General features: G+C 72.8%; 19 protein-coding genes. 5 read left to right on the top strand and 14 right to left on the bottom strand.

Annotated elements, in window-relative coordinates:
* Positions 1 to 52: 52 nt before the first annotated feature.
* Positions 53 to 553 carry a hypothetical protein gene (locus ACZ434_RS27505; protein WP_468460422.1) on the bottom strand — a complete coding sequence of 167 codons (501 nt, stop codon included), beginning with the start codon at positions 551 to 553 and terminating at the stop codon, positions 53 to 55.
* A 705-nt stretch (positions 554 to 1,258) separates the two neighbouring features.
* Here ACZ434_RS27505 and ACZ434_RS27500 point away from each other — a divergent pair.
* Together ACZ434_RS27500 and ACZ434_RS27495 are read left to right on the top strand one after the other, a co-directional pair.
* Positions 1,259 to 1,510 (top strand): helix-turn-helix domain-containing protein, encoded by a 252-nt coding sequence (locus ACZ434_RS27500; RefSeq protein WP_468460420.1) that lies wholly within the window; start codon positions 1,259 to 1,261, stop codon positions 1,508 to 1,510.
* On the top strand, positions 1,447 to 2,163 hold the full coding sequence (locus ACZ434_RS27495; protein ID WP_468460418.1) for a hypothetical protein: 717 nt from the start codon (positions 1,447 to 1,449) through the stop codon (positions 2,161 to 2,163). The genes ACZ434_RS27500 and ACZ434_RS27495 overlap by 64 nt, the downstream gene beginning before the upstream one ends.
* 480 nt (positions 2,164 to 2,643) lie before the next feature.
* Here ACZ434_RS27495 and ACZ434_RS27490 read toward each other — a convergent pair whose 3' ends face one another.
* The 3 genes from ACZ434_RS27490 to ACZ434_RS27480 form a co-directional block, all read right to left on the bottom strand.
* The gene (locus tag ACZ434_RS27490) at positions 2,644 to 3,687 is read right to left on the bottom strand and encodes a hypothetical protein (RefSeq protein WP_468460416.1); all 1,044 of its coding nucleotides are present in this window, start codon (positions 3,685 to 3,687) and stop codon (positions 2,644 to 2,646) included.
* Positions 3,688 to 3,829: 142 nt separating this feature from the next.
* Positions 3,830 to 7,657 carry an AMP-binding protein gene (locus ACZ434_RS27485; RefSeq protein ID WP_468460414.1) on the bottom strand — a complete coding sequence of 1,276 codons (3,828 nt, stop codon included), beginning with the start codon at positions 7,655 to 7,657 and terminating at the stop codon, positions 3,830 to 3,832.
* The gene (locus ACZ434_RS27480; RefSeq protein WP_468460412.1) at positions 7,654 to 8,592 is read right to left on the bottom strand and encodes a helix-turn-helix domain-containing protein; all 939 of its coding nucleotides are present in this window, start codon (positions 8,590 to 8,592) and stop codon (positions 7,654 to 7,656) included. The genes ACZ434_RS27485 and ACZ434_RS27480 overlap by 4 nt, the downstream gene beginning before the upstream one ends.
* 247 nt (positions 8,593 to 8,839) lie before the next feature.
* Between ACZ434_RS27480 and ACZ434_RS27475 the strand changes: the two genes are divergently transcribed.
* Positions 8,840 to 9,496 carry a maleylpyruvate isomerase family mycothiol-dependent enzyme gene (locus tag ACZ434_RS27475; RefSeq protein WP_468460410.1) on the top strand — a complete coding sequence of 219 codons (657 nt, stop codon included), beginning with the start codon at positions 8,840 to 8,842 and terminating at the stop codon, positions 9,494 to 9,496.
* Positions 9,497 to 9,584: 88 nt separating this feature from the next.
* Here ACZ434_RS27475 and ACZ434_RS27470 read toward each other — a convergent pair whose 3' ends face one another.
* The 10 genes from ACZ434_RS27470 to ACZ434_RS27425 all read right to left on the bottom strand — a co-directional run bounded on the left by ACZ434_RS27470 (position 9,585) and on the right by ACZ434_RS27425 (position 19,942).
* Entirely contained in the window at positions 9,585 to 10,259 is a 675-nt protein-coding gene (locus ACZ434_RS27470; RefSeq protein WP_468460408.1) for a nucleotidyl transferase AbiEii/AbiGii toxin family protein, read from the bottom strand.
* Positions 10,256 to 10,714, bottom strand: coding sequence for a hypothetical protein (locus ACZ434_RS27465; RefSeq protein ID WP_468460406.1), 459 nt, complete (start codon positions 10,712 to 10,714; stop codon positions 10,256 to 10,258). Before ACZ434_RS27465 ends, ACZ434_RS27470 begins: the two co-directional genes overlap by 4 nt.
* A 92-nt stretch (positions 10,715 to 10,806) precedes the next feature.
* The gene (locus tag ACZ434_RS27460) at positions 10,807 to 11,772 is read right to left on the bottom strand and encodes a transaldolase family protein (RefSeq protein WP_468460404.1); all 966 of its coding nucleotides are present in this window, start codon (positions 11,770 to 11,772) and stop codon (positions 10,807 to 10,809) included.
* Between the two features lie 438 nt (positions 11,773 to 12,210).
* Complete coding sequence (locus tag ACZ434_RS27455) at positions 12,211 to 13,392, bottom strand: 3-dehydroquinate synthase family protein (RefSeq protein WP_468460402.1); 1,182 nt, start codon at positions 13,390 to 13,392, stop codon at positions 12,211 to 12,213.
* Positions 13,393 to 13,400: 8 nt separating this feature from the next.
* Entirely contained in the window at positions 13,401 to 14,588 is a 1,188-nt protein-coding gene (aroC, locus tag ACZ434_RS27450; RefSeq protein ID WP_468460400.1) for a chorismate synthase, read from the bottom strand.
* A gap of 122 nt (positions 14,589 to 14,710) precedes the next feature.
* Complete coding sequence (locus ACZ434_RS27445) at positions 14,711 to 15,529, bottom strand: class II aldolase/adducin family protein (protein ID WP_468460398.1); 819 nt, start codon at positions 15,527 to 15,529, stop codon at positions 14,711 to 14,713.
* A gap of 138 nt (positions 15,530 to 15,667) precedes the next feature.
* Positions 15,668 to 17,206 carry an FAD/NAD(P)-binding protein gene (locus ACZ434_RS27440; protein WP_468460396.1) on the bottom strand — a complete coding sequence of 513 codons (1,539 nt, stop codon included), beginning with the start codon at positions 17,204 to 17,206 and terminating at the stop codon, positions 15,668 to 15,670.
* Positions 17,207 to 17,543: 337 nt separating this feature from the next.
* Positions 17,544 to 17,888: a LysR family transcriptional regulator gene (locus ACZ434_RS27435; protein WP_468460394.1), complete on the bottom strand. Its 345-nt coding sequence runs from the start codon at positions 17,886 to 17,888 to the stop codon at positions 17,544 to 17,546.
* A 90-nt stretch (positions 17,889 to 17,978) separates the two neighbouring features.
* Complete coding sequence (locus tag ACZ434_RS27430; RefSeq protein WP_468460392.1) at positions 17,979 to 18,356, bottom strand: AMP-binding enzyme; 378 nt, start codon at positions 18,354 to 18,356, stop codon at positions 17,979 to 17,981.
* Positions 18,353 to 19,942: a class I adenylate-forming enzyme family protein gene (locus tag ACZ434_RS27425; protein ID WP_468460390.1), complete on the bottom strand. Its 1,590-nt coding sequence runs from the start codon at positions 19,940 to 19,942 to the stop codon at positions 18,353 to 18,355. The genes ACZ434_RS27430 and ACZ434_RS27425 overlap by 4 nt, the downstream gene beginning before the upstream one ends.
* A gap of 485 nt (positions 19,943 to 20,427) precedes the next feature.
* Between ACZ434_RS27425 and ACZ434_RS27420 the strand changes: the two genes are divergently transcribed.
* Both ACZ434_RS27420 and ACZ434_RS27415 read left to right on the top strand, forming a co-directional pair.
* Entirely contained in the window at positions 20,428 to 21,837 is a 1,410-nt protein-coding gene (locus ACZ434_RS27420) for an extracellular solute-binding protein (RefSeq protein WP_468460388.1), read from the top strand.
* Between the two features lie 126 nt (positions 21,838 to 21,963).
* Positions 21,964 to 22,923 carry a carbohydrate ABC transporter permease gene (locus ACZ434_RS27415; protein ID WP_468460386.1) on the top strand — a complete coding sequence of 320 codons (960 nt, stop codon included), beginning with the start codon at positions 21,964 to 21,966 and terminating at the stop codon, positions 22,921 to 22,923.
* The last annotated feature ends 15 nt before the right edge of the window (positions 22,924 to 22,938 follow it).

The raw sequence follows: 22,938 nt of genomic DNA, 5'->3' as shown, positions 1-22,938 counted from the left end.
CAGGGAGCAGACACCGGCAGACGGTGCACCCCAGGGAGCAGAACCCGCGCACTCAACCGCGGAGATCCCCTACACCACACAGCGGGACGCCATCCCACCGGTAGGCGTAGTGCGGGTTCAACTGGTACTGGCCTCGCTTGTGCTTCCAGGCGAAGTTGTGCTCGTCGAGCATCTTCATGGCCCGATTAATCTTCGAGTGATGGCAGCCGAAGTACGCACCGAGGCTCTGCTGGGTTGCCTGCACCAGCCCGTCCTCGTCGTGCGTCGCCACTATGTGGTCGAGGAGATCACGGGCCATCGGGCTCAGCTTGAACCGCCAGAGGTTCTCGTGGATCTCTGTGGAAAGGGCGAGGTGCTCGCCGCCGGGGAAGGCGTATCTCTTCCGGGGCGGGTCGGCAACGACCGTGCCGCCGTTCCGGCTGATCCTCTCCAGTGCTTTGAGCAGGGTGCGGGACTGGTCTTCCAGGACACTGCGCGACGGATGAGGAACAGCTGACAGCCGAACCGTCTTCCGTGGTCCGGGAACAACGGCGCTACGCCTCGGTTGGGGCACTGACCTGCTCTTTCTTCAACTCTCCTTGTGGCCGACATACCTAACGAGTCATCCAATTTCCAGTTGCGGGCACGGATCGGCGCGCTGCCCTTGCCACGACCACTTTGTGCATGCAGCTGCACAGTTCGCAGGGTTCCAGGCCCCCGTTTTGTGCACCCTGGGTGCACATAACTCCAGCATCGTCGCAGGTCAGAGGCTCGCCGCTATCTTTAAAGAAGGGGCGGAGGTCCGGCGGTCGCGTGCGGCGCCGTACGTGCGGCCCTGCGGTCCTCGCTGCGCTCCGGTCCTCGGGGTGGTTCCACCGCGTGAGTCGGACCGGACCGTGATCCGGGGCGCAGGACGGTCGGCAGCGAGAAGCGTGGCTGGTGCCCGGCCGTGGTTGCTGGAGGCACACGCGCGCCGGACCGATCGGCTGCCCGTATCGCTGTGGTTGACTTTCGGTGGTTGAGGTTTGGACGGGTGGATTCCGGGTCTTCCGTGGAAGGGCGGTCACCCGCTGTAGGGGCGGTCTGTACAGGCGGACTCGTCCCAACCCGCTGGACGGAGTCGACCACGGCGAGAACCCGGCGGGAACCGCCTGTGCCCGGCCCTACGCGATTGAGGAAAGACGAAACCCCACCCGCCCGGTGAGCGGTGGGGTCACTCGTGTACCTGCGGAGCCGGCCGCGGGTAGCGTTCTGGTGTCGAAGCAGAACAGGAGCCAGTATGCATGCTCTGCCGCAGGACCACACCGGTACCAGAATCGCGCGTCTACGCCGCGAACGGCACCTGACGCAGAAGGCCCTCAGCGAGCTCGCGAACATCCCGTACAGCACCCTGACGAAGGTCGAGCAAGGCGTCATTCCCCCTCGCCCCACGTCGTGGGGGCGTGAGCCCGTGCGCTGCGCGTGGAAGTGGCGACCATCCAGGGCCAGCCCTACGCGGACAAGCTGCGCGTCGACCAACTCGACGTATTAATACGGCCCATCCGTGAAGCCCTCGACGTCTACGACCTGGGCGCGGACCCCGACGTTCGCGCACGCCGACCGGAAGAACTGCGTCGCGAAGCCGAGCAGCTCTGCGCCGATGTGCGGGCAGGGAACATCAAGAGCGCCTCGTCGCGCGTTGCGGGCCTCATCGAGGAGGCCACGACCGCCGCCCACACCGTCCGAACCCGGGAAGGCTGGCTGACCCTCGCGAGCCTCTACCGCACGGCCTACGACGTCGCCGTGAAGCTGGGATTCCCCGACCTCGCCCAGCTCTCCCTCGCCCGGCTCGACTGGGCGGCCCAGCGCGGTTCGGACGCCGTCCTCGGCGGCATGCACCACTACTCGCGCGCGCTGACCTACCTGCGTGAAGGCACCGGAACTGGTCACCAACGCCATCCAGCACGGCAGCGGCGCGCAGGTCACCTTCACCGTGGCGATGCGCGACGGCTTCCTGCGCGCCTGGCCGTGCACATCGAGACGACCGGTCGGCCGGTCGTCCGCCACGCCGACGTCGGCGCCGAGAGCGGTCGTGGCCTCTTCCTCGTCGACCGCCTCACCGCCGCCCACGGCGGCACCTGGGGAACCAGCAACGACGGGGCCACCACCTGGTGCCGTCTCCCCGTCCCCGGCGACCGACCATGACTGCCTCGCCGTGCCCCGGTGGGGACGGTAGCGATGGGCCCGGCGCGGCACACCGGACGAGCGACGACGAGGGGAGCGGCTCGGTGGAAGTGGAGCCTCGTGAGGAGGAGCGGCGCGAAGTCGCACACGAACTTGTTGGCCGCGAGGTCTTGCCCGCATTCGGGGTGCCAGCCACGGTCACGCCGGTCACCTCGGACAGGGACACGCACACCCGGGCGGCGTCCTTGTCCACGCCCAGCTCCCAGCGCGTCAGATCAGTGGGCGGGCGGTCGCTGGGGCGGATTCTTCGCAGGCGTGGTCAACGGGTCGGAGCGCAAGCCCCGGGACACAGCCCTGCTGGGCCGTCCGGCGGCACGGAGACCCGTGTGCATCGCCAGGCGTCCGTCAGGAACCGTGCCGCCTCCTGGTACTTCTCCAGCCCGGCCCGTGGCAGGGTGCGGGCCCGGACGATCACGGCGCCGTAGACGCTCGGTCAGGCGTTCATGATCGGTACGCGTCGTGGTATCTGCGCAGCCGGGGGGTGCGTATTGCGGGCAGGCTGACCAAGGTGTCCTCGAAAGCGCGGTGGTGGGGTGTCAGCGGGCGCCAGGGATGCGGCGGCAGGGGATAGTCGTCGCGCAGGACGCCGTCCGGAAGCACACCCGTAGCGGGTATCGGTGAGGTCTCGCCCGGGTGGGTGAGGTACGCCCAGACCCCGCTGTCCAGCGGCACCACGGCCGCGTCGTCGCCGGGCGGGCGCCAGGGAGTGCCCGTGAGGGGGTGGCAGGGGACCAGGAGGACGTCGGGGCGGGGCCGGGGCGTGCGGATTCCCGGGCCGGCCAGCTCCACGGTACGGGCATCGGGCCCGGCCGGAAGGTACCGGCCGACGGCGTGGCCGAGCAGCTCGGTGACGGGGCCGGCGGGAAGGACCGCGGGGCGCGCCTCGGTTGCCGCCACGAGGTGAGCCAGCGCGACCCCGACCGCCGCTTCCCAGCGACGGCTCCACGACCCGTCGGGTTCGACGGGTGGGACGCGGTGCTCGGCGCGCTCCAGCTCGTCCCAGTCGGGAGGCGGACTGGCGGGGAGCCCCGAGGGGTGGCGTACGACTGCGCCGGGCTCCAGCCATACCGTCTGCCACAGTCCGCAGTCGTCCATGCGGGTCGCCACGGCCCGCCCGCACCCCTCGCAAGCCAGGTTGGGGCCGTCCCGGCCGTCCACACCCCGGCAGTAGCCCTCGCACTTCTCGGGTATCAGGACCATGGACCGGGAGTCGCCGGGGGCGATGACGATCCTGTTCCGCGCGCCGAAGGAGAGGGAGAACACCGGCGCGTACACGCCCTGCTGGGCAGCCGCCTCCTCTCCGACCTCCTCCCACAACCGCCACGGCGGTCCCGTGGGTCGGGGATCGACGGCGTACGTCGCGGGCTTCATCAGCGGAGGATGAAGTTCCTCCCATCCCCCGTGATGGGTATGGACCGGGAGGGCCACTCGGGACACCGGCGCCGTCAGCTCCGTGCCGCACCCGGCACACGCAAACACGTCCAACCAAGCTCCCCTCGCCCCGGTTCTCCGGGAATTGTGCCTCGCCCCTACGGCGAAGGGCCCACCGGATGGTGGATCGCGCGTCGGCCACGGCTACGGCTACGGCGGCCGGGGTGTGCGGGTCGTGGGGCGGCTGCCCCCGTGGTCAGCCGGTGGCGGTCAGGACGCCCGAGATCGTGTGGCCGCCGAGTTCGCGGTCGGTGCCCGGGAGGATGTGGAGTTCGGCGTCGTCGGGGGAGGGGAGGGTCAGGCGGACGAGGTCCGGTACGCGGAGGGTGAGGGCGGAGGGGGTGGGGTGGTCCACCTGGACGACCACGTGGTGGTCGAGGAGCCGGCCGATCAGGGACTGTACGGTCCACGCGTCGCCGGCCAGCAGCTGCCCGGCCCGTTCCATGTCGAAGGGGGCCGCTCCGGCCGATGCGAGGAGGGCGAGGGCCCGGCGCAGCGGTGCGGGCAGCCGGGCGACGGCGGCGGAGGCGCGGGCCAGTACGTCGCAGGCCTCATCGTGGAGTTCCGCCGCCAGGTGGCCGTCGTGGACCAGACCGAGGGCCAGGTCGGGGAGCGTCCACATGGGGCGGGCCGCGAACTTCTCGCCCACGGCGCGCAGGGTGAGGGGGTAGTGGCCCATCAGCTCCGTCACCTTGTCCAGGGCGCCGGGCCCGCCGGCCATGCGCTCGGGACCGGCGACACCCGCGAAGAAGGCGGCCGCGTCCCGGGCCGACAGCGGCCCGAGCTGCAGTGACCGGGCGCCGGGCAGGCCGGGCAGGCGGACGCGGGAGGTCACCAGGGCGAGGCTCGCGCCGTCGGCCGGGAGCAGCGGCAGGACCTGGTCGGTGCCGGCGGCGTCGTCCAGGAGTACCAGCAGGGACCGTCCGGCGCTGAACGCCCGGAACATCCCGGCGAGTTCGTCGGTGTCGTCGGGGAGTGGCCCCGGGCCGCCCGTGCCGCAGTCCCGTAGCAGTCCGCGCAGTACGGACGCTGCCGTGCGCGGGCGGTCGTCGGCGTCGTGCAGCCGGGCGTGCAGCACCCCGTCGGGGAAGTCCCCGGCCAGCCGGTGCGCCCCGTGCACGGCGAGCGCGGTCTTGCCCACCCCGACCGGGCCCAGCACCACCACGACCCGCGGGCCCGCGCCGTGCGGTGCCGGCGGGGTCCCGTCCCGGCGCGTGTCCCCGCCCGTCTGCACGGTCGGCGCGGTCAACTCGGCCAGCTCGGCCAGTTCCCGGGTGCGGCCGGTGAAGTCCGGTGTGTCCAGGGGGAGTCGGCCGTGGGTGGGCTGTGTGGGGCGTGCGGGGTGTGTGGGGGGCTCGGGGGTGGGGGCCGCCGGCCGTGGGGGTGCCGTGAGGGGCAGGGGATCCGGTCCGGGGAGGGCCTCGTTCAGTACGTCCTGCTGGAGCCGCTGGAGCCGTTCGCCCGGTTCGATGCCCAGTTCGTCGACGAGCCGGCGGCGCAGCCGCGCGAAGGCCTCCAGGGCGGTGGCACGCTGCCCCGACCGGTGCGCGGCGAGCATCAGCTGCGCGGCGAACTCCTCGTTGAGCGGGTGGTCCGCGGTGAGCTGGCGCAGTTCCCCCACCAGCCCGCGGTGGCGGCCGAGTTGCAGGTCGGCGGTGATACGCAGCTCCAGCGCGCCGAGCCGGGAGTCGGCGATCTGGGCGATCTGCGCGCCGAGCAGCAGGCCCGTCTCCAGCCCGGCGAACGGCTCCCCGCGCCACAGGGCGAGCGCCTGGCGCAGCAGGGTCGCGGCGGTGCGCGGATCGCCCTCACCGAGCGCGGTGCGGGCGCGTGCGACCCCGTGCTCGAACTCCCACAGGTCCAGTTCCCCCGGCCGCAGGTCGATCCGGTAGCCGCCCGGCCCGGTGCGCACCCGTTCGACCGGATCCCCGGGGCAGCGCAGCGCCTTGCGCATCTGGTAGACGTACGTCTGCACGGTCTTGCGGGCCAGGCGCGGCGGTTCCGTCTCCCACAGTTCCTCGATCAGGGTCGAGGTGGAGACCAGGCGGTTGGCGTTGAGCAGCAGCACCGCCAGGGCGCGCCGGGCCATCGGCGCGGTGGGTGTGCGGTCCTCGTCCCGGCCCTCGTCCTGGGAGCGGATGTCCAGCGGGCCGAGCACCCCGATCCTCAGCGCACCGCCGTCCGCGGCGGGGCGTGCCGTGTCTGTCATGACGTTCTCTTCCTTTCCTGCCCGCGGTGCGGGCGCCTCGCTCACGACGGCGGTGGGGCGGCGGTCCTGGTCCGTGTGTGTGCGGCCGGTGCGGTCGGTGCGGCCGCCCCCTGCCTCGTACCACTGCCGTAGCCGGGCTCTGCGGAGCTTGCCGATGCCGGTCCTGGGGATGTCCTGGGTGTCCACCGGCACCACGCGGGTCACGGTCAGGCCGAGACGGGCGGTGACGTGGGCGCGGACGGCGGCCGCGGCCCGGTCCGGCGGGGTGCCGGGGCGCGGGTGGTAGAAGACGGCGAGTTCGTCGCCGGCGGTGCCGGTGACGGGGCAGGCCACGGTGTGGGACGGGGTGACGAAGTCCAGCTCCTCCACCACGGCCTCGACCTCGTGGCTGTGACAGCGCACGCCGCCGTGCTCGATCAGGTCCCCGGCGCGGCCGGTGACGGTGAGGACGCCGTCCCTGACGAACGCCAGGTCACCGGTGCGGAACCAGCCGTCCGCGGTGAAGGAGCGGCGGGTGTGTTCGGGGTCGTCGAGATAGCCGGCGGTGACGGAGGGGCCGCTCACCTGGAGGTGGCCCACCGTTCCGGCGGGGACCGGCTCGTCGTGGTCGTCGACGCAGCGTACGGCCGTGCCCGGGTGGGGCCGTCCGGCGGGTACGTAGCGGTCGACGGCGGGTACGCCGCGGTCGTCGCGCACGTCGGTGGCGTTCAGGTCGTTCAGGTCGTTCATGTCGTTCAGGTCGGAGAGGCGGCAGTCGACGACGCCGGCGGCCGTCTCGGACATCCCCCAGCCGGGGAACATCGCGTCCGCGGGCAGGCGGAAGGGGGCGAGCAGTTCCATGAAGCGCCGGACCACCGAGGCGTGGACGGCCTCACCGCCGTTCATGAGGTAGCGCAGGCGGCTGAGGTCCCAGGTGCGGCCGGTGAGCCGGTGCGCCTGGTCGTTGACGAGGGAGAAGGCGAAGTTGGGCGCCCAGGTGGTGCAGGCCCGGTGCCGGTCGGCGAGGGTGAGCCAGCGCAGCGGGTCGGCGAGGACCCAGTCCCGCCGGGCGTGCACCTGGTAGGCGCCGAGGTAGACGTCCCGCACGTGGAACAGCAGCAGTCCGCCGGCGTGGTCCAGCGGCATCCAGTTGACGGTGCGGGTCGCGCGGCCGAGTCCGTTGGCGCGGGCGGTGGCGGCGCTGCGGCTGAGGATGTTGCGGTGGGTGAGCGTCACGGCCCTGGGCGCGCCGGTGGAGCCCGAGGTGAGCAGCAGGACCGCGAGGTCGTCGGGTCCGGCCGGGTGCCGGTGGTGGTCGGGGGCGGCGGCGCGCAGGTGGTGCGGGTGGCCGAGCCAGGCCCTGCCCCAGGCGGGGTGTGCCCGGGTGGTGGCGAGGATCCGCTGGTCCCGGCCGGTGACGACACGGGGGCGGCCGTGGCGGTCCCATACGGCGTGCAGCAGGCCGGGTGCGGCGTCGCGGTGGCCGCCGGTGCCGACGAGCAGCGGGACGAATCCGCCCAGTACGCAGGCCCAGAACACGGTCAGCAGTTCGGGTTCGTCGGCGATGTGCAGCACGACCCGCTCGCCGGGACGGACTCCGGCCTCCCGCATCCCGCCGAGGGTGCGGGCCGCTTCCCGGAGGAGACGCGCGTAGCTCCAGTGGGTCTCGCCGCCGTCCGCGTCGACGAAACACAGGCCCGCGGGGGCGGGGGTGAGCGAGGCCCGTACGAGCGCGGTGCCGAGCGTGGCGCACTCCGGGCGCGGGGCGGGCCCGCCGTCGAGCAGGGAGAGGTCCGCCGGGGGGAGGTCCCCCGGGGAAAGGTCCGGCGTGGTCATGAGGCCTCCCGCTCCCTGCGGTAGTCGCGGGGAGTGATGCCGTAGCGGTCGCGGAAGAGCCGGCTGAAGTGGGACGCCCCGTAGAGTCCGGCCCGCTCCCCGATGAGCGCGACGGGCAGGTGGTCCAGGGAGGCGTCGGCGAGTTCGCTGCGGCAGCGGGAGAGCCGCTCGTCGCGTATCCAGCGGGCGGGGCTGATCCCGTGCTCCTGGAAGATCTTCTGCAGGTAGCGCAGGGAGATGTTGTGCTCGCGGGCGATCGTCACCGGGCTCAGCCCGGGGTCGGCCAGCCGCTCGCGCACGTAGGTCTGGATGTTCAGCATCAGCGTCTGCCGGGCGATCTGCGGGTCCTCGGCGAGCTCGCGCATGCGTTCCGCGAAGAGCGCCGCGGTCAGCCCCACGACGCTGCCGCCGAGCAGGTCGACGGCGGTCTCCACCTCCCTGCCGTGCCGGCCGAGCCCGTCGAGCAGGGAGGACAGCAGGGCGGCGAGCCCCTCGGCGCCGGACCACGGCCGGGCCGTCAGGGGTTCGGCGTCGTGGGCGGTCAGGCCGACCAGACGGTGCGTCACCACGATGTCGACCAGGCGGAAGTTCTCCGGCATGACCACCTTGTAGGGGCGGGTGCTGTCGAAGCAGACGAGGTTCGGGGCGCGTACGATCCCGTGCCGGCCGTCCTGGAACACCCAGACCGTGCCGGTCAGCGGCCGTACGACGCGCAGGCAGCCGGGCGTACGGGTGTCGATCTGCCGGGCGGGCCGGATCAGTTCGGCGGGTCCGTCGCCCTTGACCAGTGCCACCCGCACCCCGCCGAACTGGTGGGTCCGCACGGTCCCGGCGATCGGCTCGTCGTGCCCCCTGACGATCTGCACCCCGCCGCGGCCGGCACGAAGGGGTAAGGCCGTGGCGTGCGTCGGCTTCAACTCGTCGATGCGTGGCACCGCATCAGCCTCCATCCGTGACTGCGGGACGGAACCGGCCACCCGCGCGGGTGCGACCGTCACCTCACAGAGAAACATACCTGCATGCTGGTATCGTAGCTCCATCGGAGGGTTCGATGAAGCCCGTAGCGTTCGAACACTCCGGAATCCGAAGGCCGAAACAGGTGCGCTGCGTTCAGGTGCGGTCGATGAGTTCGGGCGGCGACGGGAGTCTGTGGGAGGACACCCGATCTCTGGAGGCCGCCCCATGGCTGGACCGCACGCTTCGGAAACTCGGAAAGCCCTGGAACGGGCGATCCACGTCGAGCGGTCGGCGCTCGCTCAGGACCTCGCCGAACTCAGCGAGGACCAGTGGGCGAAGGCATCGCTGTGTGAACGCTGGACCGTGGAGGAGGTCGTGGCCCACCTGACGGCAGGCGCCGGCACGACGATGTGGCGCTGGCTGCTGAGCATGCTGGCCGCGCGGTTCGACCCCGGTCTGCACAACGACCGACGACTCGCAGAACACCGTGGCGCTACACCCGAGGAGACCTTGCGGCGCTTTCACGGCGCCGTCGCCGGGCCCGCCGGGCCGACCGGACATACTGCGGCCTGGCTGGGCGAAATAGTCGTCCACGGCGAGGACATCCGCCGGCCGTTGGGGCTCGTGCGCACACCACCGGTGGCCACGACGACCGCCGTGGCCCGGTTCTTCGCCGGCCGCGACTTCACCGTCGCGAGCAGCACCGCGATCGCGGGCTTGCGGGTCGAGGCCACGGACGGGCCGTTCGTCACCGGATCGGGGGATCTGCTCCGGGGGCCGACCCTCTCACTGGTGATGGCGATGGCAGGCCGCGCGGCAGCCTGCGAGGACCTCGAGGGAGACGGTGCGGCAGTCCTGCGCGCCCGACTGCGCTCGGGTTGAGAACAACTTGTCGATCAGGCGCTTGAAACATCGATCAAGACCTGGGCCGAGCTGATCGACATTCGAACGCCCTGGAACTGGAACGGGGTCAACCGTCCGTGTCCTGGTCGCGGAGCAGGCGGTGGGCGAGGTCGTCGGCCCATTGCTGGGCCCAGGACATCAGCGCGTCGACCAGAGCGGTGTCCGCCCCGTACGCCTCGAACTCGGCGTCGTCGATCCACGCGACGGCGGTCAGGCGGGTCTGGAGCGAGTCGAGGTCGAAGCGGTCGCGGGCGTGGCGCCGGCCGAACTCCTCCAGGTCGGCGGTGGTCCAGCGGCGGGAGGCGGCGAAGACGTCCAGCACGTCACGGGCGAGACCGCGCTCCGCCAGGGCACGGACCTTGGTACCGATCACGTCCTCCTCGGCGAGTACGGGCCCGTACGAACTGGAGGCGACGGGGCGGAAGAAGACCTCCTTGAGGACGTCCACCTCGCAGGTCTCCCCGGTGGCCGAGCGGGTGTCCGTGACGTTGAGGCGGGCCGAGAGCGGAGCGACCTCGATGACGTCGGCCCGCCAGCCGCGCGCGGCCAGGCCGTCGGTGAGCGTACGGACGATCTCGGCCATGGGCGCCGGGTTCTCGGTGGCGACGTCGAGGTCCTGGCTCGGGCGGGCGAGGAGTTCGTGGGCCTGGACGGCGTAGCCGCCCGTGATCACCAGGGGGTAGGGGGAGCCGATGGCCAGGACGTCCGCGAGGAGACGGGCGTGCAGGTCGGGGAGGATCACGCGGCGGCCGTGCCCCCGTGCGGGCGGCGCCGGGCGGGCGGCCGGGCGGCGGGGACGTCCGCCAGGGCCCGCAGCTCCGGGAACGCCTCCTCCCACACGCCGCGGACCGTGGTCGAGACGAGGATCCGCAGGGTGGGCCACAGCCGCAGCAGGAGGTCACGGTTGAGCAGGGCGCACAGGTCCTCGCGCATGCCTTCGGCGAGGACGGTGCGGTACAGGCTCATGCGCTGCCGCTCGTTGCCGAGGTCGAAGGCGCGCAGCCCGGACCAGACCACGGTGGCCGGCGGCTCCACCACCCCGTCCGCGGGCCCGCGCAACTCCCGGAGGTCGGAGGGCAGTCGGCGCCGGAACTTCTCCCGGTACAGCCCCAGATCCGTACCGCCCGGGCCGGCGGGCTCGCCTGCGCGGGCGGCCCCGGCGGAAGCTGATCGCTGCGGCGCGGGCACGGATGACATGCCTCCATTATGGCCGCTCGGCCGGCGCCCGGGGGCGGGAGCGGGGCGGGCAGCCGTACGGGCAGGGTGTCCGCGCAGGTCTGGGTCCGGGCTCACTCCTGTTCCCGGGCCCCCAGCAGGGCGGCCTCCACGAGGTGTGCCGTCCGTCGTTGCCGGTGGGCGGCGCGGGCCAGGTCGGCCGCTTCGGCGGCGGCGGTCAGCTCGCGGTAGCAGAGGCCGTACGAGGGCAGCGCGTCGAGGATCCGCCAGGCGCTCGCGTCCTTGTGGCTGTGCGTCCCGGGTGGGAGGTCCCACAGCAGCAGGTGCGGGCGGGCGCCCTGCTCGGCGAGCGCGTGCCAGCGCTGCGAGCCGTGGATCTCCTCGCGCATCCGGCGCGCCAGGTGGACGGTGGCGGCCGCGAGGCCCACCGGGCGGTCCGGGCCCGTGTCCGCTCCCGGCTCGCCCGGGCGGCGGCGGGCGGACGCCTCGTCGAGGGCGGCGGTCGCGAGGGAGACGGCCGACGGGACGGCTGCGGGGTCGAGGCCGCCGTCCGCGGCACGCTCCAGCCCGGTCAGTACGGCGTCGACGAGACGGGCGTACCGCTCCAGGGAGACGACGGACACGGCGTGCACCCCGATGCCCGCGGACAGGCACGCGGTGATCGCCGCCAGCCCCCGCTCGGTGGCCGGGACGCTGATCATCAGGTTGGGCCGGCCGACGGCTTCGTGCAGGGCCCGCGCGCCCGCCTCGGTGGCGCCGGGGGAGTGGGCCAGGGAGGTGGGGACGGCGGCGCAGACATGGCCGTCGGCGCGGCCGGAGGCCTCGTAGCGGGGCCGCAGCCGGTCGGCGGTCCGGCGCGCGCCGTGGACGACCAGCTCGGCGAGCGCCTCCGCGACGGGGCGCCCTCGCCGGGCCAGTACGCGCAGATGGGCGTCGTACGGGGGGTACGACGGCGCCGCGCCCTCCGCCTCGTGGATGCCGTGGGTGTCGTGGGTGCCGTGGGTGTGCAGCAGTCCGTCGAGGGGGTTGCCGGGGGTCAGGTGCCGGGCGGAGGGCGCGGTGAGCAGCGCGGCGGTCACCGGGGGCCTCCGTGCCGGGTCGCCCGGGTGGTTCCGGGGAGGGCGGTGGCGGTCCGTTCGTGCCGCCGAGGGTGGGGCGGGCCGTCGGCCGACCGCTCGATGCCGGGCGCCATCGGTTGCCCGGGCAGCAGGCTCGAGGGGTGCTCCGCGTTGGGGTGATGGGCAGGGGCGTCCCCGTGCCGGGGCGCCCCTGGCGGGTGCGGGAGGTGGGGGCGCCTTGGGGCGGTCGGGGCGGTCGGAGCGGTCGGGGCGGTCGGAGCGGTCGGGGTGGATACGGCGACGTGGGCAGGTGCTCCGGGGGGTGCTGTGGTCATCGTGGCTCCTTCTGGCGTGGCCGGCGGTCCGAGGTGGCCGCACCGGCGCTGCGGAGGGCGCGCCCGCCCGGGTCGGAGGAGGCGTCTCCCCCGACCCCGGCGTTCCGTAAGGCCGCAGGCCCCGTCATGTGCCCACCCGGGAGTACGCGGCGTCCAGCAGCTCCGTCGAGGGGTCCTCCAGCAGGCCGGGTCGGCCCGGCGCGTCGAGGACGACGAACCTGAGCCGAGGCCCGCCGCCTGTCGTCCCGCTGCCGGTCGTCCGGCCACCCGCCGTCTGGACGCCGGTCGTCCGGCCACCCGCCGTCCCGCCACCCGTTGTGTCCCCGTCCGCGGCGAACGCCGTGCGCAGTCGCTCCCAGGCGTAGCGCGGGTAGGACACCGGCAGTCCCAGGGACTCCAGCAGGGCCCGGTGCCGCCTCACGTGCTCGGCGTCCAGTCGGCCCGCCTCGTGGGCGAGTTCGGCGGCGAAGACCATGCCGATGGAGAGGGCCCGGCCGGGGCCGATGCGGTAGTTCTCGGCGTGTTCGACGGCGTGGGCGAGCGGGTTGCCGTAGTCGAGGAACTCCCACGGGCCCTCGCCCGGCGCGGCGTCCGCGACCACCGCGGCCTTCGCGCGCAGCGCGCCCTCGATCAGCTCCCGGGCCCGCCCGTCCGCCGGGTCGGAGGCCGCCCGCGGGTCGTCCTCGATCAGGTCGAGCAGGGCGGGATCGCCGATCAGGCCCGCCCTGACGACCTCGGCGAGGCCGTCGGTGAAGTCGGCGCGCGGCAGCCGGGCCGTCAGGTCCAGGTCGCACACCACACCGGCCGGCTCGTGCCGGACACCGACCAGGTTCTTGCCCTGCGGGATGTTGAGGGCGGCGCGCCCGCCGACCGCGGCGTCGACCATGGCCGCCGGTGTGGTGGGGGCCAGGACCAGGTCGATGCCGCCCCGCCAGGTGGCGGCGAGGACTCCGGCGAGGTCGGCGGTGGCGGCGCAGCCGAGGGCGACCACGGCGTCGGAGCCGGTGAAGCCGGACTCGGCGAGCTGCGACCACAGGTAGACGAGGACACCGGCGTCCTTGGCCCCCTCGCCGGGCGGCACCACCAGCGGCAGCACCTGGCGGCCGTGGCGCTCGAGGTCCCCGGCGATCCGGTGGGAGGCCGCGGCCAGCTTCGGCGGGTGGACGAGCGCCACGCGCCGCACGTCCGGCCCGAGCAGGCGCCCGGCCTGCTCGTGCAGTCCGCTGCCGACGACGACGGGATACGGCGCGGGGCCGGCCGAGAGCAGGGTGGTGGACGTGGGGGAGGACTGGAGGGGAAGGGTCACGGTCTGCCTCATTCGACGGCCAGGTGGGTGAGATAGGCACGGTGGTTGCGGGCGGTCTCCGGCACGCTGTCGCCGCCGAACTTCTCCAGGGCGGCATCGGCGATCACCAGGGCGGTCACGGCCTGGGCGACCACGGCCGCCGCCGGTACCGCGCACACGTCGGACCGCTGGTGGTGCGCCACGGCGGCCTCGCCGGTGGCCGTGTCGACGGTGGCCAGGGCGCGCGGCACGGTGGCGATCGGCTTCATTGCGGCGCGCACCCGCAGGAGTTCGCCCGTCGAGATGCCCCCCTCGACACCGCCGGAGCGGCCACTGGCACGGCGTACGCGACCACCCTCGGCGGGGACGATCTCGTCGTGCGCCCGCGATCCGGGGACGGCGGCGAGCGCGAAGCCCGCCCCGAACTCGACGCCCTTGATCGCCTGGATGCCCATGAGGGCGCCGGCCAGGCGCGCGTCCAGCCGGCGGTCCCAGTGCACGTGCGAGCCCAGGCCCGGCGGCAGTCCCCGGACCAGGACCTCGACGACGCCGCCGAGGGTGTCACCGGCCCGGTGCGCCCGGTCGATCTCGGCGACCATGGCCGCCGACGCCGTGGTGTCGAAGCAGCGTACGGGGTCGGCGTCGAGCCGTTCGGTGTCCTCGGGGCCGGGCAGTACGGGCGACGCGGAGCGCTGTCCGCCGAGCGCCACGACATGGCTGACCAGCCCGATCCCGTACGCCTGCCGCAGGAACGCCTCGGCGATGCTGCCCAGCGCGACCCGGGCGGCGGTCTCACGGGCGCTGGCCCGCTCCAGGACCGGGCGGGCGTCGTCGAACCCGTACTTCTGCATGCCGGCCAGGTCGGCGTGGCCGGGGCGGGGACGGGTGAGGGGGGCGTTGCGCGCCTGACCGGCCAGTGCCTCGGCGGGGACCGGGTCGGCGGCCATCACGGTCTCCCACTTCGGCCACTCGCTGTTGCCGACGCGGACGGCGATCGGGCTGCCGAGGGTACGGCCGTGCCGTATCCCGCCGGTGAAGTCCACCTCGTCGCGTTCGAACCTCATGCGCGCGCCGCGCCCGTGCCCCAGGCGGCGGCGGGCGAGGGCGTCAGCGACCTCGTGGGTGGAGGTCCGCACACCGGCCGGCAGTCCCTCGAGCACGGCGGTCAGGGCCGGCCCGTGCGACTCGCCGGCGGTGAGCCATCGCAAAGCAGACAAAGCACTTCCTTCGGTGGGGTGCGGGGCGCCGGAGCCGGCGCGGCGGTGGACACGCGGTACGGAGAACTCGTACGGAAAGCCCGTACGGAAGGTGAGGGGGGCTGCCGACGTCGGCTCGCCGGCTACTCCTCCAGCAGGTCGGGCTGTTCGGCGACGATCTCGTCCCACAGCAGCTGGAAGCTGAACCGGCCCAGCTGCTCGTCCCCGAAGCCCTCGCGGGCGGCGAGGGCCTGTTCGTGGGTGAGGGTCCGCGGGGTGCCGGCGGCGTGGGCGAGCAGCTGCACCTGGGCGCAGCTGTCGTAGGTGAGGAACCAGTGCACGGCCTCGTCCAGGGAGCCGCCCACGGTGATCAGCCCGTGGTGGCGCAGCAGGACGGCCCGGTGGTCGCCGAGGCTCTCGGCGATGGCGCGGCCCTGGGCCACCGAGACGGAGGGGCCCTGGTAGTCGCCGTAGAGCAACTGGCGGCCGTAGAACGCGGCCGATTCCTGGTCGAGGGGTTCCAGCAGCCGGCCCAGCGCGCCGAGGGCCCGGGAGTGCGGGGTGTGGCCGTGGGCGGCGGCGGTGGCACGCGGGTGGAGTTCGTGGATCTGGGAGTGGATCACGAAGGCGCTGGGGTTGACGGGGTGCCGGCCGCTGACGACGTGTCCGGCGGAGTCGACGCAGATCAGGTCGGCGACGCGCACCCGGCGGAACGAGACGCCGAACGGATTCACCCAGAACCGGTCCCCGTGCTCGGGGTCGGGGTCGCGCACGGAGATGTGACCGGATATCCCTTCGCCGAACCCGTACTTGCCGAACAGTCTCAGCGCGGCCGCGAGCCGCTGCTTGCGGTGCCGGCGGGCCTCCTCGTACGTCGCGAAGGACGGCTCGCCGGGAATCGGCAGCCCGGTGGCGGTGTCGGCCAGGTGGGCGGGGCGGGGGCCGGTGGCGGTCGTGCTCATGTGCGGTGGTCCTTCCTGGGTCCTGGAGGGCGGTGGCCCGATCCGGCGGTGCTCCGGTCCGGCGGCCGTCAGGCAGTGGCCGTCAGGCAGCGACTGCCGGCCGGCGCCTGCCATACGGCGGCCATCCGGCGGCAGCCGTCAGGCCGCGACCGGCTCGGCCTCGCCGCGGACGGCCTGCACGGTGGCGGAGTGTTCGAGGATCGCGGCGACGATGTCCTGGCTGCGGTCGACGAGGGAGGGGATGCCGAAGGTGAAGAACAGGGCCCCGGCGGCGATGTTGCCGAGCCCGTACAGCCGCGGATCGGGGCGGCCGTTGCTGGTGAGCCGGCTGGTGGCGCGGGCCAGCTGGAGCCCGCCGTGCGGGTGGCGGCCGGCCGCCCGGGACCGGAGCAGCGAGGTGACCAGGGGCAGCGCCCCGGCGGGGATGCGTCCCTCGGCGGCGTTGACGGCGCTGATCACCCGGTCGGCGCGGAAGGCGGTGCCGTCGGCCGCGAGCACGTCGAAGCCGCCCCCCTCGGAGGGGGTGACGTCGAGCAGGCCGGAGAACATCTCCAGCTGTCCCGCCTCGACCAGTTCGAGCAGGACGGCGGCGCTGCCCGGCGGCATCGGACAGCACAGGCTCATGATGGTGCGGTAGTGGGCGCGCAGGACCTGGATCTTGTCCGCCTCGCGCAGCACCGGCCACACGTCGGGCCCGGTCTCCGGGACGGCGCGCTGCAGGATGCGCAGACCCATCCGGGGCGAGTCGACCTCGTCGATCTGCCGTCGCAGCCGGTCGACCGGGTCCTCCAGGTCGACGCGGATGATTTCGTGGATGACGGCGTCGAGGTCGGCCCCCGCGTCGCGGAACTCGGCCCGCATCACCGCGGCGACGTCCTCCAGGGCCAGCTCCCGCCGGCCCCTGGCCGTGCCGCGCATCCGGTCCGGCGTCAGATGGCGCAGCTCCACGTGGACGGGCCGCTGCCGCACACCCGGCAGCACCCCGCGCCGCGACATGAGGCTGATCGGGCCCTGGTGGCCGCGGGAGACCAGCGACAGCACGATGTCGACGGCCGTCAGACCACTGCCGATGACGGCGACGTGCTCGTCCTCGCCGATGTCGCCCAGCGCGCCGGAGACCGGGTAGGGGTCGCCGACGAAGCCGGGGGTGCCGCCGAGATGGTAGACGTCCTTGGGGCCGTCCCCGCCGACGGACAGCACCACGTAGTCGAAGGCGCGGGCGGTGCCCGGACCGGTGCGCAGCAGCACCTGGTCGGACAGCCGGGCGGCGGAGGTGACGGCCTCGCCGATGATGTCCACGCGCCAGCCCTTGCGCCGCAGTTCGCCGAGGGCCGCGTACGCGGACTCCTCCAGGTAGGCGCCGTAGACCGGGCGGGGCGCGAACCGGGCCCCCGACATCCGGTCGACGCCCTGGCGGACACCGGTGACGCGGTCGCGGGTCTCCAGCCAGCGTTCGAAGTGGCCCGGGTCCCCGGCGCGTACGGACATGTCGTCGGGGGTGGCGTTCACGCGCAGCGTCTCCGCGTCCACCTGGTAGGCCCGGCCGCGCCACAGGTGGGGCGACGGCTCGAACACGGCGATACCGCCCGGGGCCCCGTCGCTGCGGGCCAGGGCGTCGATCAGGCAGACGGTGGCCGCGCCGCCGCCGACGACGCCGATCGAGATTCCAGAGGACATGTGTCAGTCACCTATCGGTATGCGGGAGGGGGAGACGGGCGCGGATGTCCGACGGCGGCGGGAACGATCCGCCGCCGGCGACTCTAGAAACGAACCCGATCCGCCAATTGCCGCCCCGCGCACGGGCCTTTGCCGAATCACGCGCCCGGTGTCCGCCCCGGCGACCCGTCCCCGTGCACACGACCCGTACCCGTACCCGTACACACGACGGCCGGCCCCGGGGAGGGCCGGCCGTTGGAAGGGAAGGAGAGTGGAGGGACGACGCCGACCGCCCCTGAAGGCAGGGACTTGAAGGCAGGGCCTGAAGGCAAGGGCCTGAAGGCAGCCTAAAGGCGACTCACAGGCGGCCGGCCCCCACGGGCCCGACGGGCCGCCCGGTCGCCGCGCGTGCCCCGTGGCCGCCGCGCGGGCGCCGGGCCGGCGGTGTGGACAGGATGACCTCGCGCCGGGCCGTTTCCGCGATCTCGATGATGCGTTCGGCGTGCGGCAGCAGGCGCGCGCCCGCCTCGGTCAGGGCCAGCCGCCGCCGGCTGCGGTCGAACAGCTCGGTGCCGACGGCCTCTTCGAGGTTCTTGATCTGCGCGGTCACGGTCGACTGGGCGTAGTGCAGGTTCTTCGCGGCCCGCGTGAAGCTCAGCTCGGCCGCCACCTCGCGGAAGGCCCGTAACTGTTGGAACTGCATGCCATGGCCCCTTTCACCGACCACGTTCCCGAGAGCGATAAAGATACCAGCATGCCTGTTTCTTTTCGACCCCTTGCTTGAGGTTCCCGTTCAGTCCGACATCGCCACCGGCGACATCAGATCCCGGGCGAGCTGCGGCATCACCCCGTCCAGCAACTCCCCGTCCCGCACGGCCCCTTCCACGGTGCGCGGCAGCTCGTCCACGGCCACGGCATGGGCGTACAGGGCGGGCAGATTGCGCTGGCAGGCCGCGAGCACCGCCCGCCGCCCGGCGATCTCCTGCTCCGGCGCGAGCGGTACGAACGCCACCACCAGCGCGCCGCCCAGCTCGGGCAGCTCGGTGTGGACCACGGCGCACTCCCGCACGCAGGCCAGTTCCAGCAACTCCCCCTCCAGGGAGAAGAAGCCGCTGTCCAGGTCGGCGTCCGGGGCATCCTCGAAGAGGCCGGGCGCGGGGAGGAAGGTCATGTGGGGATCTCCTGATGCTCGGTCTGCTCCAGCTGGAGGTTCAGGGTGATGATCGGAACCACCGCTTCCAGCAGCTCCGCGGTCCGGATCCGGCCCATGGGGCTGTAGGGGATGTGGTCGACCGCGATGACGTGGGCCGGGATCGACGGCACCCGGCGGGCGCAGGCGGTGCGCAGCGCGGTGTGTCCCGAGACCTCGCGGCCGACGGCGACGGCGATGAACGGCACGACGAGCGCGTCGCCGAGCGTGGGCAGACTGACCCGCACCACGGCGGTGTCGCGCAGGCAGGGCAGGTTGAGCAGGTCCGACTCGAGGCGGAACAGCGCCGCGTCGAGGGCGTGGTCGCGGGCGGGCGGCGTCACACCCGAAGCCCGCCCGGTCAGGGTGAGGCGGCCCTGCCCGTCGAGGGCGCCCAGGTCGTCGGTGACGAAGAAGCGCCGCTCGCCCGTCCCCGTGTCGAGGGTGACGAAGGCGTCGTCGTCGCCGTCGAGGTAGCCGTCCATCACATGGGGCCCGCTGACGGCGACCCGGCCGGGTCTTCCGGTCGGCAGTACGGCTCCCTCCTCGTCCAGCACCGTGAGCGTCGTGCCGAGCGTCGCCCGTCCCGTACGCATGCGGGAGACCTGCCCCTCCTCGGGCCCGAGGATCGCGCTCAGCCCGGTCTCGGGCGTCGTGTACGCCAGGTGCAGCACGGGGCCGAGTCGCTCCCAGGCGGCGTTGACCGTCCAGCGGCCCAGGTGCCGGCCCGGGGTGATCACACAGCGCAGGCGCCCCAGGTGGGCCAGCGGCGCGGACGCGGGGTCGGCCAGCAGCCGGCCGAGCGTGGCGGGGTCGAACACCGCGGTGGTGACGTGTTCGGCGGTGACGAGCCCGGCCAGGGTCCCGGCGTCCTGCGTGGCGTCCAGCACCACGGTGGCGCCCACCGCGAGCAGGGTGCGCGCCAGGTGCAGGGAGAGCGGCAGCCACAGGGGCGCGGCCACCAGGTGGACGTCGTACGCGTCGAAGCCGAACTCGTCGATCAGGGCGACCAGTCCCCGCCCCTCGGTGGCGGCCCCGCGCACCGCGACCCGCTGCCCGCCGGGCACCACGTCGAGGCACTCCCGGTGCCGAGGCTCGGGCAGCCGGCGCAACGGCTCGCTCTGCGACAGACGGCGGAACGACACCTCCGTACGCGGCGCCCCGCTGCCCGCCGCGGTGTCCAGCGTGATCCACGCGCACCCGGGCCCGCTCGGCCGGGTGCGCCCCTCCAGCAGCGGCCGGTACCGCGACTCGACGAACACCGCACACGGGTCGAGCGTGCGCAGGAGGGCGTCGAGCCGGCCGCCCTCCTGCGCGGGGTCGAGTCCCGTGCAGGGGACGCCGAGGGTGGCGCAGGCGGCCAGGGCGACCGTGAGCTCCCAGCTCGGGCCGGCCAGGAACACCGCGCGGACGGGACCGGTCTCCGGCAGCCGGGCCATGAGACCGGCCGCGCACCGGTCCACCGCGTCGGCGAAATCCGCCCAGGACAGCCGCGTCGCGCCGTCCACGACGGCGATCGCGTCGGGGCGGGCGGCGGCGTGCCGGCGGATGTCGTCAAGCTTGATCATGTGGCATCTCCGTGGTCGGTGAGCCCGGGCACCACCCAGAGAAACAAACCCGCATGCGGGTTTTCAACGCCTATCGGAAAGTGCGATACACGGCCCCGGCGCGTCAGGTCGCGTCCACTGATCCTCGGTACTGAGGTGACAGGTGATCACTGATTTTCGGAAGCAAGTCGTGTTCTTGCGGACCGATGCTCGGGGATTCGCTGCTTCGTAGGGAATGGCAGCTTGCCAGGTGAGCGGCCTTGTGGCGGCTCACATCGCCGCGATGGCCAAGCGGACGCGCAACCGTAGCGTGACCCGCGTGGACGGGGCGCGACGCCGTCCTCGCTCGGTCGGCTGCTGATTGTCGAGCAATTGCAAAACTGGCGCGATATCTTGCGTAGCGCTGTCACGAGTGGTTGAGTGTGCCGCGCCCCACGCACGCATCGATCCGCACCGATGGTGGGGCCTCCTGCGCCTCCTGCCGTCCTTGCCCGAAGGGGACCACCATGAGAAGTGCCCGGTTCCGCCGTACCCGCCGCGCCGGCGCCGCCGCCCTCGTCTCGACGCTCACGCTGACCGTCCTCGCCGCGTGCGGCACGAGCAGCAGCAGCGACGAGGGATCCGACGGCAGTGGATCGTCCGATCCGTCCGCGCCGCTGGACCCGAAGACCAAGGTGTCGATCACCATCGACTGCATGCCTCCGGCGGCGAAGGCGGCCGAGCTGAAGCAGTGGAAGGAAGACGTCGCCGCGTTCAACAAGGTCTACCCGAACGTCAGGATCGAGGGCCGCTCCACCCCCGGGCAGTGCCTGGAGCCGCCGCGCTTCACGGCGATGCTGAAGGCGAAGTCGCAGCCGGACGTCTTCTACACCTACTTCACCGACCTGCCGCAGGTCCTCTCCGAGGACGGCGCCGAGGACATCACCGCCTACGTCAACGACCGGACCGTCCCGGCCCTGAAGGACATCGACCCTGACGTCCTCGGCCTGCTGAAGCAGGGCGACAAGCTCTACGGCCTGCCCACCAGCAACTACACGATGGGCCTGATGATCAACCGCAGCCTGTTCGAGCGGGCCGGGCTCGACCCCGAGAGCCCGCCGCGCACCTGGGACGAGGTCCGTACCGCCGCCAAGAAGATCGCCGGTCTCGGCGACGGCATCGCCGGCTACGGCGACTACAGCGCGGGCAACAACGGCGGCTGGCACTTCACCGCGCAGATGTACAGCCGCGGCGGCGACATCGTGGACGCGAGCGGCAAGAAGGCCGCGTTCAACGACGAGATCGGCAGGCAGCTCGCCGAGGACCTCCACGCCATGCGCTGGGAGGACGACAGCATGGGCAAGACCCAGCTGCTGAAGTGGGGCGACCTCCAGAAGCAGATCGCCTCCGACAAGCTCGGCATGTTCCTCGCCGCCCCCGACAACATCGCCTACATGGTGCAGCAACTCGGCGCCCAGTACGACAACTTCGGCATCGGCCCGATACCCGGCGGCGAGAACACGCTGGCGGGCGGCAACGGCTACATGATCAAGAAGGGCATCTCCCCGGACAAGATCAAGGCCGGCATCGCCTGGCTCGACTTCAAGTTCACCACCGTCGGCAAGGGCCAGTTCGACTGGGCCCGCAGCAAGGCCGACGGTCTGCCGGTGGGCCTTCCGCAGCCCAACTTCTGGCTGGGCGAGTCGAAGCGGAAGGACGACGCCAACCGGGCGAAGAACGCCACCATGGACGTCGACGCCTTCAAGGCCTTCATGGACAACCCCGTCCCGAGCAAGGCGGAACCGCCGAAGGCGCAGGAGATCTACAAGATCCTCGACAACGTGATGTCCGGCATCCTCACCAACGAGGACGCCGACGTCGACAAGCTCCTCGAGACCGCCGAGTCGCAGGTCAACCAAGTCCTGGCCAACCAGTGACGGTATCGGGCGGGGCGGGGCCCTCCGGAGTGCCCTCTCCTCCCCGCCCGGCGCCCGACGATCCAGCGGCGGACACGCCGGCAGAGACGGCAGACACGGCAGACCAGTACCGAGGAGCGAGCGACGATGTCGGCCCCGAGCCTGACCCCGAGCAAGGCGGGACCTCCCCGCCATTCGAAGCCGCGCCAGGCGGAAGCCCCGCCCACCGGCGGCCGGTTCACCAGGAACCTGCGGCGCAATCTGACGGCCCACGCCTTCCTCATCGGGGCGGTCCTGTGCTTCGCGGTGTTCTCCTGGTACCCGATGATCAGGGAGTTCTTCCTCGCCTTCCAGAAGACCGAGAGCGGCGAGACCGTCTGGGTCGGCCTGGACAACTTCAGCACCGTCCTGAACGACCCGGCCTTCTGGCAGGCCTGGGGCAACACCTTCTGGTTCACCGTTCTGGCGCTGCTCCTCGGTTTCGTGGTCCCGTTCGTCCTGGCGGTCGTCATCAACGAGTTCCGCCACGGCCAGGGCTACCTCCGCCTGCTCGTCTACCTGCCCGTGATGCTCCCGCCGGTCGCGGCCGTCCTGCTCTTCCAGTACCTCTACGACCCTGGCTACGGCCTGCTCAACGAGCTGCTCGGCTTCCTCCACCTGCCGGAGCAGCAGTGGCTCCAGGACGCCGACACCGCGATGTTCTCCCTCGTCGTCGCGTCGACCTGGATGAACATGGGCGGGGCCACGCTGATCTACCTCGCCGCGCTCCAGGGCATCCCGGGCGAGCTGTACGAGGCGGCCGAACTCGACGGCGCCGGGCTGCTGCGCAAGATCTGGCACGTCACCATCCCGCAGACCCGGCTGATCCTCTCCCTGATGCTGCTCATGCAGATCATCTCCACCATGCAGGTCTTCGTGGAGCCGTTCCTGCTCACCGGCGGCGCCGGCCCCGAGGGGTCCACCACGACGGTCGTCTACCTGATCTACCAGTACGCCTTCAACTTCAACGACTACGGTGCCGCCGCCGCGCTCGGCCTGATGCTGCTCGTACTCCTCGCCGGATTCTCGGCCGCGTACGTCAGGCTCAGCCGCGCCGAGGAAGCGTAGGACCGGGGGAGAGAC

The sequence above is a fragment of the Streptomyces sp. NPDC030893 genome, from assembly GCF_055571535.1.
This window is presented reverse-complemented; position numbering and strand designations above follow the sequence as displayed.